The 10,556-nt window shown below is 32.2% G+C and carries 13 protein-coding genes and 1 pseudogene; 3 read left to right on the forward strand and 11 right to left on the reverse strand.

Annotation, left to right across the window (positions count from 1 at the left end; genetic code table 11):
- Positions 1 to 659 precede the first annotated feature (659 nt).
- On the forward strand, positions 660 to 1,016 hold the full coding sequence (locus PVV63_RS09110; RefSeq protein ID WP_273791590.1) for a helix-turn-helix transcriptional regulator: 357 nt from the start codon (positions 660 to 662) through the stop codon (positions 1,014 to 1,016).
- A gap of 108 nt (positions 1,017 to 1,124) precedes the next feature.
- Here PVV63_RS09110 and PVV63_RS09115 read toward each other — a convergent pair whose 3' ends face one another.
- On the reverse strand, positions 1,125 to 1,442 hold the full coding sequence (locus PVV63_RS09115) for a hypothetical protein (RefSeq protein WP_273791591.1): 318 nt from the start codon (positions 1,440 to 1,442) through the stop codon (positions 1,125 to 1,127).
- The gene (locus PVV63_RS09120; protein ID WP_012755131.1) at positions 1,439 to 2,131 is read right to left on the reverse strand and encodes a ParA family protein; all 693 of its coding nucleotides are present in this window, start codon (positions 2,129 to 2,131) and stop codon (positions 1,439 to 1,441) included. Before PVV63_RS09120 ends, PVV63_RS09115 begins: the two co-directional genes overlap by 4 nt.
- A gap of 285 nt (positions 2,132 to 2,416) precedes the next feature.
- On the opposite strand from PVV63_RS09120, the gene PVV63_RS09125 reads away from it, so the two are divergent.
- Together PVV63_RS09125 and PVV63_RS09130 are read left to right on the forward strand one after the other, a co-directional pair.
- The gene (locus PVV63_RS09125; protein ID WP_004857201.1) at positions 2,417 to 2,668 is read left to right on the forward strand and encodes a hypothetical protein; all 252 of its coding nucleotides are present in this window, start codon (positions 2,417 to 2,419) and stop codon (positions 2,666 to 2,668) included.
- Entirely contained in the window at positions 2,665 to 3,063 is a 399-nt protein-coding gene (locus PVV63_RS09130) for a type II toxin-antitoxin system VapC family toxin (protein ID WP_273791592.1), read from the forward strand. Before PVV63_RS09125 ends, PVV63_RS09130 begins: the two co-directional genes overlap by 4 nt.
- Positions 3,064 to 3,284: 221 nt before the next feature.
- Here PVV63_RS09130 and PVV63_RS09135 read toward each other — a convergent pair.
- The 9 genes and pseudogenes from PVV63_RS09135 to PVV63_RS09175 all read right to left on the reverse strand — a co-directional run.
- Positions 3,285 to 3,443 (reverse strand): annotated as a pseudogene (locus tag PVV63_RS09135) (resolvase); the annotation flags it as partial.
- A gap of 41 nt (positions 3,444 to 3,484) precedes the next feature.
- Complete coding sequence (locus PVV63_RS09140) at positions 3,485 to 4,720, reverse strand: MFS transporter (RefSeq protein WP_273724019.1); 1,236 nt, start codon at positions 4,718 to 4,720, stop codon at positions 3,485 to 3,487.
- Between the two features lie 157 nt (positions 4,721 to 4,877).
- Positions 4,878 to 6,269, reverse strand: coding sequence for a coproporphyrinogen-III oxidase family protein (locus PVV63_RS09145; RefSeq protein ID WP_273724020.1), 1,392 nt, complete (start codon positions 6,267 to 6,269; stop codon positions 4,878 to 4,880).
- Positions 6,270 to 6,292: 23 nt separating this feature from the next.
- On the reverse strand, positions 6,293 to 6,694 hold the full coding sequence (gene speD, locus PVV63_RS09150; protein WP_273724021.1) for an adenosylmethionine decarboxylase: 402 nt from the start codon (positions 6,692 to 6,694) through the stop codon (positions 6,293 to 6,295).
- A 574-nt stretch (positions 6,695 to 7,268) separates the two neighbouring features.
- Positions 7,269 to 7,922 carry a recombinase family protein gene (locus PVV63_RS09155; protein ID WP_273724022.1) on the reverse strand — a complete coding sequence of 218 codons (654 nt, stop codon included), beginning with the start codon at positions 7,920 to 7,922 and terminating at the stop codon, positions 7,269 to 7,271.
- 167 nt (positions 7,923 to 8,089) lie between these two features.
- Positions 8,090 to 9,328 (reverse strand): type II toxin-antitoxin system HipA family toxin, encoded by a 1,239-nt coding sequence (locus PVV63_RS09160; protein WP_273791593.1) that lies wholly within the window; start codon positions 9,326 to 9,328, stop codon positions 8,090 to 8,092.
- Positions 9,325 to 9,540 carry a type II toxin-antitoxin system Y4mF family antitoxin gene (locus PVV63_RS09165; RefSeq protein WP_100130413.1) on the reverse strand — a complete coding sequence of 72 codons (216 nt, stop codon included), beginning with the start codon at positions 9,538 to 9,540 and terminating at the stop codon, positions 9,325 to 9,327. Before PVV63_RS09165 ends, PVV63_RS09160 begins: the two co-directional genes overlap by 4 nt.
- 152 nt (positions 9,541 to 9,692) lie before the next feature.
- Complete coding sequence (locus PVV63_RS09170; protein ID WP_273791594.1) at positions 9,693 to 10,148, reverse strand: nucleotide-binding protein; 456 nt, start codon at positions 10,146 to 10,148, stop codon at positions 9,693 to 9,695.
- A 45-nt stretch (positions 10,149 to 10,193) separates the two neighbouring features.
- Complete coding sequence (locus PVV63_RS09175) at positions 10,194 to 10,343, reverse strand: hypothetical protein (RefSeq protein ID WP_273791595.1); 150 nt, start codon at positions 10,341 to 10,343, stop codon at positions 10,194 to 10,196.
- Positions 10,344 to 10,556: the final 213 nt, after the last annotated feature.

Raw genomic sequence — 10,556 nt, forward strand, 5'->3', positions numbered from 1 at the left:
GGATTAGTGTTTTGATCACTTAAGTATTTATATAGCAAAATACCCATTTATTGTCAACTGTTTTTTGTCTTTTTTTGGTATTTTTTATAATATTTTCAAATATTTATCTCATAAAATAGCTTATAATTTTTATCTCTTTCTTTGATAGGATATGCCCCTAAAAGCTCTCCCTTCTAATCATGATTTCGGAGCCGCGTGAGAGGGACGAAACAAGCCGTTAGGTTCTTTGTCAAGGACGCCGTTAGGCGCCATGTAATGGTCTCCTTGACATCAAGAACCTAGGATTGTTAGTCCTCTCATTAAACGCGGGTCTGATGTCATGATTTTGGTGAGCGTTCCAGAGAGTTTGAGAGGCAGATAGCCTCTCATTAAAAAATAAAGTTTGTAAATAAAAACTATTTTTATTGTCAATCTTCTGAAATTCTTCTATGAATTAATCAATGTGTTGATTGCATACGCAACAATCAACAAGGGATTAAAAGCCTTAAATTATAGCGTTAGAATTAGCTCACTATGTTGGGCTTCCCGGAGTTCCGGGAGTTTTTGTTATGTCCAGGTGCTTTTCAGCACTAAAAGCAAAAAGCTGACTATAATTCAGTACTTTTAACTCCCGGAATACCAATGCGAGGGCGCTCGCACCCGGTAGGGGGGAATTTAAAGTGCAAAACAAAACTCCACATTTTAATGACGTTTCTGTAGGGAAAAAAATTCGCTATAGAAGAAAGTACATGGGAATTTCTCAGACAGAATTAGGAAAAAAATTAGGAGTAAGCTTCCAACAAATCCAAAAATATGAAAACGGCTCAAATCGTGTAGGAGCTGGACGTTTGCAGGAAATCGCTGACATACTAGATGTTCCTATCTCCTTTTTTTATACCGATATTTCACAAAAAAGAAATATTCCGTACCATTATGATGAAGAAATTTCCAGTAAAGAAGAATTCTCCCTTTTAAAAGGTTTTAGAAAACTTAATCCTAAAAAACAGAAAGCAGTTTTGTGTTTGTTTTCTGAATAAAATGAATACTTTTAAAATTATAGCACATGCTGCTTTAAGCTGTTTATAAATAAGCATTTTAATTATAAATATTTATTACGTATTTTGTACGTAAATAATAAATAATCACTATTTATTTTGTATGTAATTATTATTTACATAATTTTCAATAAGACGATTAAGGAGATCACCACCATCTTCATTAAGTTTATCCGCTAAAGACCAAAAACTGTCTCTTACTTCTGGTTCAAGTGCAAGTGTTAATCGTGCTGTTTTTAAACTACGTCTTCTACGTCCACTACCACGTTTTGTTTCTACACTATGACGTGTTGTAAAACCGTTATTTTGACCTATCTTACCTAATTCTTGTTCATCTACTTTTTGTGCTTTTGTAAACGGTTGTAAATTTTCAAGATCCGGTAATACAATTTCAGCTCTTTTTGTCATGCTACTTTGTCCTTTAATAAATTTTCATTATCCAATACCTTCACAACAGCGTTAGCAAAAACTGTTGCATTTTCTTGTGCTGCTTGAGGATTATTCACATCAGAAGATGCTAAATCAAAGAGAGACCCCCCTATCTGAAAAAGAGCACTAAAAGCTCCTCTTTCAGTTAATGAAGCAGGTAAAATAGGAAGATTAGCTTTTTCTAGCGTTTTCTCTATATGCTGTCCTTCGCGACTGTTTAAGGTATTGGTCATAGAAAATACGATACGAAAAGGTATTTCTCTTTTAAAAAACTGACTCTGTTGTTTTATTAAAGCAATGATCTTTCCTATCTGATCTCCATCAAGTTGTTTTTTTCTCATAGGAACCAAAACTAAATCCGCTCTCCCTATAGCAAAAGAAGCCGCAAGATTAGCAGAACCTTCAAGGTCAACAATAACAAATGGAAACTGTTCTACAGCATCATCAATGCAAGAAACAATATTCTGTTCTGTAATGTCTCCAGAAACTTCTATATTTTTGGGCATTGTATCTACAGATCTTTTCATCCATGTCACAAGTGGTTGATTTGGGTCTGCATCAATTAATTTCACCTTAGATCCGGCTTTAGCAAAAACGTTAGCTAATACTAATGCCATTGTGGATTTTCCAACACCACCTTTTGTTGAACACATAGTAATTACAGGCATTAAGATATTCCTTATTCAATGAATAAACACCAAATAAATAACATTTATTTATTACGTATTTATTAAAATTATAAATCATTATCATTTATTTTGTGAATATTTATTGTTTACGTACAAAATACGTAATAAATATTTATATGTTGTTAATTTCAAATCAGGTATAATCTGGTGTGCATATTACAGTATGCAAACGAGTTTATTTCACAATTTCGTTTCTTAAGAGTAATTGATTTTTACATTACTTTTTATATATATTAGATAATTATATAGTAAGAGGAATTTTTTATGTCTTCATTAACAGTTACAGCAAAAGGACAAATTACGCTGAAGCGGGATTTACTACAGCACCTTGGTGTTAAACCAGGTGAGAAGATTGACTTTGATAAGTTACCAGGTGGTGAACTTCGTATAAAAGCGTCACAGCCTACAAGCACTATTGAGAGCTTTATTGGACGATTTTCTGGAAAACTAAAAAAACCTCTAACCATTGAAGAAATGAACGAAATTACAGCTTCTAGTTGGGCTGGGAAAAAATGAAGATTTCTGTAGATACAAATGTTCTAGCTCGTGCTGTTTTACAAGATGATAAAAAGCAAGGAGAGGTAGCAAGTAAGATTTTAAGAGAAGCTTCTCTCATAGCTATTTCTCTACCTTGTCTATGCGAACTTGTTTGGATACTTCGCCGAGGTGCAAGACTATCAAAAGAAGATGTAGCTGGAATGTTACGCGATCTGCTAGCAACCAGTAATATAGTAATGAATAGACCAGCTGTTGAAGCAGGGCTTGCTATTCTAGAGTCTGGTGGTGATTTTGCTGATGGAATTATATCTTATGAGGGAAATTGGCTAGGTGGTGAGACGTTTGTTTCGTTTGATAAATTAGCAATAGATCTATTAAAGAAAAACGGACAGTTAGTAAAACTCCTTACTTAATGAGTGAGCTAATACCTATAAAAGAATAAGCTATAGATGTGGATTTTCCAACACCACCTTTTGTTGAACACATAGTAATTACAGGTATTAAGATATTCCTTATTTAGTGAATAAACACCAAATAAATAACATTTATTTATTACGTATTTTGTACGTAAATAATAAACATACTTCAATGCATCACGTCATGGAAAAGAACTATCAACTTGGCGCAGTTTATTTTAATTTTCCAATGTTCTTGGCATGGTAATGATAGGCTTTATTTTTGTAAGCTTGATGTTTTTACGTTCAATAAATAAACGTAAGGTGTTCACACTAACTCCTAATGTCTTAGCAATACGGTTCTGTGATAAACCAACATTTATAAATGCTTGAATTTCACTACTGCTCTATTTTCTACTGCATGTAGATACCAAATATATCAATGGTCGTCATCGACCGTCGTGTTAAGGGGTGTTAACTCTTTATTTTTCTTAATTTTTACAACGCCAATAATTCCCGTGGAAATAATTAATGCGGACATCGCTAAAAAGGAGCTTAACAATCCCACGAGAGCCAAAAGTCCAGCAATAAAGCCAGACATTGCTTCCGCAGAGTTCGCTAAAGTTGAAAAAGTTCCAAAACTCTTACCAAAATCTTCACGACGAGAATATAATTGAATAGCTGAGACTAAACTAATATCCACAAAGGCACCAATAAATCCTAAAACAAATGCTAGCCCTAAAATTAGTTTTAAATAAATTTCTGCAGCTAAGGGCATAAAAAACAGAATAACCCCATAAAAAAGCCAAAATACCATGAGCTTCAACGATGTAACCTTGAATATAATTTTATGATATAACAAACCACCAACAATAGTTCCAACAGCCATGAGAGAAAAAATATAACTCACAAGGCTCTCCTCTCCCCCTATAGAGAGAACAAAAGCTGGAATTAAAAATCTTAAAATAGCCCCCGTAAAGAGAATAGCAAACGACGATCCAACCAGCGTAATAAATAAATGTTTATTTTCAGTAGAAATATATTTAAGATAAGAAGCCGTTTCTCGATAAATATTTATAAAATTGAATGATTTATTCTCGCTTGAATTTAAATTCATGAGATTAAATAACACGATAATAGATATAAAATAGGTAAAAAAATCAAAAATGAGTACTGCCGATTTATTTGCTAAAAAAAGCAGTAGGGAACAAACCAAAGGACCCATGACGGATGCAGTTTCCTCTATAATTTGTGCAATGCTATTTGCCTTTGTCAGATCCTTTGCTGAAAACATTCTGGGAATAGCAGCTTGAAAACTTGGTTGGAAAATACTTCTTCCGATCGTTGTACATATTGCTGCGAAAATAAGCACAATAATATGTACAGTCCCTGTTATAATGGTTATAAAAACGAATAATGAGGCTAATAATCTAATAAATTCACTTAAGATCATATTTTTCTTCAAAGAAAAATTATCCGCTAACCAACCTCCTATAGGGCCAAAAAAGAGAAAAGGGATAAATCGAAAAAAATACACAAGACCTATAAAAAAGATGTTATCTGTTAATTCTAAAACCAGTAAAATAAAAACAACTTCATAAGCATAATCACCAACTTTAGAAATAAAGAGAGAGCAAAAAAGAGCTAATGGACTCTTTTTAAAAAATAAATTCATATCAACCATCCGATATTAAATTTTTCTACACTTAAAGTTGCATTCCCTTCAATACAATTGGTGATATAAATTTCAAAAAAAACGTTTAAAGAAATACGCATAATGATACAAGAATTTAGAATAATATTTTGATCTTATTATAAAAGACAGAATATTATTATACATACACAAGCTCTTTTTTAGCTATAAATCTACCTGTTTCATTCAGTTTTTCTGCAATAAATGCCTTTAAAATACGTTGATCTTCTTCTGGCATCAACCAAAACATAATATTAATATACCAATACCAACCTAGTTTTGTAAGTTGCCAGGAGTCATTATTTTCCACTATAAGATCATTAGATAAAAGAATATCTAATTTAGAAAAAATACTTTTAGGCACAAAATCCATTTTTATTAAAGATTTATTCACTAAACCATGATAAGGTAGGCGTAAAATGATTGGCTTTATCTCATCTAGAATTGGAGAGTGCTTACTAACATTTGCGGGCATTTTTTCACTATTGACGGCTGTAATGTAAGCATTACGATTAGAAAAATTTGTTATTACGTGTTCACGTATTGATGTTACAGCATTTACTCCAAAACCATGTAAATCAAAATCTGAATATCCATAAACATGCTCATGATACACAAAACTATATTCATCCGTAACTATATCAGAGGTCACATTTGGGGTACGAATATAACCATGACCATTATGAGGCATAAATCCCTTACTTCTCATATAAGCATCTATTAGCATATTCATAGAAAATTTTCTCGTTGCTGTAGTAAAACCTAAACCACGATTTTTGATAGCTTTATGCAATTTTACTTGAGTTACAACATTGTCAATTGGGTATATATCTATATTAGATGTACCAAGAGATACGGCCATTTCGAGATCTTTAATGATTTCTTCTTCGTCTTGTCCATTCATACCGTACAATATATCAAAAAGTACATACTTAAAATTCGCATTTAATATACTAGCAGCAAACTTAATATGTTCGTATGTAGATGTGAGATTAAAGAGCTTTCTCCATTCGTGGTTAAAAGTTTGAAGACCAAAGCGTGGATGTGTAACCCCTATTTCTCTCATAGCAATTACTTTTTCTTCGGTCAGACTTTTTATTTCAATTTCAAAAGAAAATTCACAATTAGATGCTATTTTAAAGTGCTTATGTATAGCTGCTCCTATTTTAAAAATATTAGATGGAGATAATAAAGATGGAGTTCCACCTCCAAAAAAAATCGCGCGAACTGGAACAGCATGGTAGTCAACAAAATTTGCTTTTAATTCTATTTCTTTAATTAAAGCATCCGTGTAATTATTAATTACAGTTTCGCCTTTATAACCACCTTTAGTAAAAGGACAAAATGTACATATAGTTTCACAAAAAGGAATATGAAAATACAAAGCTCTCGAATTAATATCATTATTACTATTCACAATAACATCAGATACTGGCTTATCAATAATACACTTTCCTTGACTTGGGAAAAAAAAATTGTATACAGGAATTTGATAATCAAACTTAAATAAGCCATTGTTTTTGATATTCATAGCTGCCTTCATTCTTATAGTTATCATACATTAGATAAATCTTCGTCATAAGAAGAAGAGGTATTAATACTCAAAAAATGCTTACCTCTCCTAAACGATCTAATAAATAATTGTCCAGTATATTCCCATTGAATTTTAATAGCTTCAATTGCCTTGCCATAATCTTGTCCACAAGTATACAAATCAATACTTATGTAATTACTCTCTGGGTATGTATGGAATGATAAATGTGATTCACTCAATAAAAAAAAACCTGTCACACCTTGCCCATCTGTTGTAAATTTATGTGACATGAATCCAAGAATATTCATTTTTGTATTTTTTATTACTTTAAGAAAGAAAGAATATAAGGCCTTTTCATCTTTTAAGAACTCTAGATCATTTATAATCCCATCCAGTAAATAATGATAACCTTCATCATCCATATAAATTCCCCCATTAATTCACTTACTGGGTTGGAAGAGGCTAGACACCTCTTCCAGCACAATTACCAGAATACTCCGAGATTACAAACATCTTCTTCTAAATATTCCGTTATAAATAATTCACGTGCACTTTCCATAATTACCTCCTAAATTTAATAGTTAGCTTATTGTATAAACAATATACGATACGGTATATTAAATATATATAACATACAATAAAAAATAATTTAATTTTACATAAATAAGCAGAAGCTAAAAAAATAAATAAAAATAATATGAACTAGATTGATGAGTTTAAAGGTGCGTGGCGCGCTTTTGGAACTCTTGCTCCAGAACGTTTAAATGCTTTTCGCCATATTGCAACTGTTGGAAGTATCGGATCTTCTACTCGTATTGAAGAAAATAAATTAACAGACCGTGAGATTGAAAAGATTTTGTTAAACTTAGAAATTAAAAGTTTTAAGAGCCGTGATGAACAAGAAGTTATTGATTATGCAAATTTTGTACGTAAATAATAAACATACTTCAATGCATCACGTCATGGAAAAGAACTATCAACTTGGCGCAGTTTATTTTAATTTTCCAATGTTCTTGGCATGGTAATGATAGGCTTTATTTTTGTAAGCTTGATGTTTTTACGTTGAATGAACAAACGCAAAGTATTCACACTAACTCCTAATGTCTTGGCAATACGGCTTTGTGACAAACCAACATTTATAAATGCTTGAATTTCATCAATGTGATTGTCCAGCTTTAATTGCGTAGCTTTACTTCCTTTTGGACGACCAAGTTTTATTCCTCGTTGACGAGCAACATTTAAGGCTTCTTTTGTGCGTGTTTGAATTAAATGCCGTTCAATTTGTGATACCATACCCAATACGTTTGCAATGATATCGCTTTGTAAACTTCCGTCCATGATAAGGTTTTGTTTCGTTATATGCACAATTAAACCACGTTCACTGGCTGCTTTGAGAATTTCTAAAACAGCAAGAGAAGAACCAGCTATACGAGAAAACTCCGGTGTGAGTAAAACATCACCACATTCAGCTTTTTTAATTAAAGCACCAAGTTTACGCTTACGCCAATCTTTTCCTCTACTTGCAATTTCTTCTTCAATATGGAGTGGAGCAAAGCCATGTTTGTTAGCATATTCTAACAAGCCAAATTTTTGATTTTCTGTATCTTGTCCATCACGAGAAACACGTAAATAAGCATAAAATTTTGGCATTTTCAGTAAAAAGGTTATTTTATATTAAAACTGATATATTATTGCATAGAAAAAATAGGAATTAAATATACAATTTTCGTTCATAAAAAATGATCGTTTTTTCTGATAGGATATTACTCAGTATATTAAAAATATCATCGTTTAAAACAGAAAGATAAGCAATAAAATTAAATTTTTAAATGTTGAGAACGCTGTTGAATAACATTGATGATTGCATCAAAAACTTCAGAACGCAAACCTTTATCCTCGAGTTCTTTCTTTAATTTTATTGCTTTATCATTGATTAAATCAGTCATTCTTTTTATTTGCTTTTTTAAGGACAATTGAGCGGATTTAGTATCCGCAACCATTTTATAAAAATGACGTAAATATATTTTTTTAGGTATATATTCTCCTCCTATTTTCATAGCCATTTTTTGAGATAAATCTAGATAAATAGCTGTGCTTAACAAATCATATGCAGGAGCAAGTTCTGGTTTTTTCTGTTGGTAAAGTAGTGAAAAGTTTTTGCCATGCGCATCGGCATTACCAATTAAATAATTAAAAATAATTATATTAAGGAAATTCAGTTGATCAACAGCAGGACGCAATGTATGCTGGAAAATAACGGTTTGGCACGCAGCAATACTAGGTCCTCCTTCACATTCATATTTAAATTCTGGAGCTACACTAAGTGCTTGACAAAAATCCTCTTGATGAATACGCAAAACTGTTCCATTAGAAGATATTTGACGATCATATCGAGTGATGAGACAATAAGGTGTATTATTGACAAAATGTAAATACACTTCCGGCACATTAATACCTACGAGTTTTGCCAATTTCATACAAAAAAGCTCATTATGCGCACTATCATTAATATGTTCAATGAGAGGTTTCAAAATATGCGTGGTCGGAGCACCCCCTTTAATGAGTTGAACACGATTATCTTTAAAGCCAACCGCTAATTTATCTTGTGCACCCGCAAGAGACAATCTGTAGCCATCTCCACCAGCAAGCATTGGACGACGTTTAATACACTCAAGAATTTCTTTCAATTGAGTATCATCAAGAGTTTCTACATCATCAGTTGGCAAATTTGGAACTTGTCCATGTGGATATAAAGCGAGAGCACCAGCACAATCTCCCCCAACAACTTCAAGCAAAGCAAAAGCATTTCGTTCAGAAAGACCTAAATAAGTTGCTAAACGATATCTTACATTATCATCGGGTAAGAGACCGGAAAAAAAGGCTTTTACTGCTTGACCTTTATAAGCTTCAACACGAGGAGGTAGAGAGACAGAGATGCCCTGTAAATCTTTATACAAATAATCAGTATCGTAGAGAAACGTGAGATCTCCACTTTTTTCTTGTTGTAATTGACCTACTAATTTTGCGTGTAAATAAACATCAAGTGTACGGATCATAATTTTTCATTTTCAATCTGAATATCAAGACCAAGCATTGAAAGCACATGTATGGTTTTTCCAACATGACAAGACTCTTTGCCTCTTTCTAAATCACGGATAAAACGCACACCAACCCCTGATGTAGCTGCTAACTGTTCTTGTGTTAATCCTTGTTTTTTACGTGTATTTCTAACAATAAAACCCAATATTTTCATTCTGCTTTCAATCATAATCACCCCTTTCGGGATGATTATATCATTTCATGCTTTTATTACAAGAAAATAAACCTGTACGGGACGTTTTTATCCCATATACTCCTAAAGCCTTATCCGAAGAACAAAGAATAGTGCATATTTTTCGTATACTTCACGCAGAAAAAAAATCAGTAGTTAACTGTATCTAAATTGAATCCGGCTGTGTTTAATAGTTCAATAAGTTTTGGGAGAGTCTCTTTTACGTGTTCATTAAAAGGAATGTAATTAATCCCTTCATAATCTGAAGGCACTTCAACATCTCGTTGTTTTAAAATAGCAATATTTCTGCAAGAAATTTTAGAAATTAACATACCCATTTTTAAAATAACATTTTGATTAGCGCGCGGTTGTGCGTCTTTTTTATCAGCAGATTTTGCATAGCCAATGTCATCTGGAGTAAGTAGCACAATACCAAATTTTGGAGAATTAGTTTGCATACTAATTTCTTGTTTAAAATCCTCAATAGTAGTTAAATCATCACTACCAAATTTCAGAACGTATGGTTCCAATCCAAGCTTAAAAAGAATACGTTCAATTTGTTCTAAAATAGTATGATTATTATATACAATAAAAATTTTTGGCATTTTTATATCCCCTATAAAATATATGCATTTGTCCCAGAGGGCTTATTATTCTTTATCAACGAACAATTGCGATAAAAATTTCTCCCAATCTATATTTTCCTTTAATTTATCATTAGTCTCTTTATCAAATTTTATTTTTTTACCATTTACAGTAAAATAAAATTCAACACTTTCGATATCATCATGATTGAGCATTACCAACACCTATAATTTTAATTATGTTCCATGTTTTATTGAGTTTAATGGAAATTTTAATACCTTTGTTTTTACATTGCTCTCTGAAAGCAGGCGCCCCCCGCACCTACTATTTTATTTACGCAACATCCTCATACTCATGACGATAATAATCATCTTCACTACCAAATCTTGGAATTGCCTCATCATGAATTTGATCATCTTCAGTTAAAG

Source organism: Bartonella sp. CM31XJBT (assembly GCF_028618555.1).
GTDB lineage: Bacteria > Pseudomonadota > Alphaproteobacteria > Rhizobiales > Rhizobiaceae > Bartonella.

What these genes read in the sequence shown, in the direction of transcription:
- PVV63_RS09115 (WP_273791591.1), bottom strand. Translation starts at nt 1,442, where the DNA reads ATGACAAAAAGAGCTGAAATTGTATTACCGGATCTTGAAAATTTACAA.
- PVV63_RS09120 (WP_012755131.1), bottom strand. Translation starts at nt 2,131, where the DNA reads ATGCCTGTAATTACTATGTGTTCAACAAAAGGTGGTGTTGGAAAATCC.
- PVV63_RS09125 (WP_004857201.1), top strand. Translation starts at nt 2,417, where the DNA reads ATGTCTTCATTAACAGTTACAGCAAAAGGACAAATTACGCTGAAGCGG.
- PVV63_RS09130 (WP_273791592.1), top strand. Translation starts at nt 2,665, where the DNA reads ATGAAGATTTCTGTAGATACAAATGTTCTAGCTCGTGCTGTTTTACAA.
- PVV63_RS09140 (WP_273724019.1), bottom strand. Translation starts at nt 4,720, where the DNA reads ATGAATTTATTTTTTAAAAAGAGTCCATTAGCTCTTTTTTGCTCTCTC.
- PVV63_RS09145 (WP_273724020.1), bottom strand. Translation starts at nt 6,269, where the DNA reads ATGAATATCAAAAACAATGGCTTATTTAAGTTTGATTATCAAATTCCT.
- speD (WP_273724021.1), bottom strand. Translation starts at nt 6,694, where the DNA reads ATGGATGATGAAGGTTATCATTATTTACTGGATGGGATTATAAATGAT.
- PVV63_RS09155 (WP_273724022.1), bottom strand. Translation starts at nt 7,922, where the DNA reads ATGCCAAAATTTTATGCTTATTTACGTGTTTCTCGTGATGGACAAGAT.
- PVV63_RS09160 (WP_273791593.1), bottom strand. Translation starts at nt 9,328, where the DNA reads ATGATCCGTACACTTGATGTTTATTTACACGCAAAATTAGTAGGTCAA.
- PVV63_RS09165 (WP_100130413.1), bottom strand. Translation starts at nt 9,540, where the DNA reads ATGATTGAAAGCAGAATGAAAATATTGGGTTTTATTGTTAGAAATACA.
- PVV63_RS09170 (WP_273791594.1), bottom strand. Translation starts at nt 10,148, where the DNA reads ATGCCAAAAATTTTTATTGTATATAATAATCATACTATTTTAGAACAA.
- PVV63_RS09175 (WP_273791595.1), bottom strand. Translation starts at nt 10,343, where the DNA reads ATGCTCAATCATGATGATATCGAAAGTGTTGAATTTTATTTTACTGTA.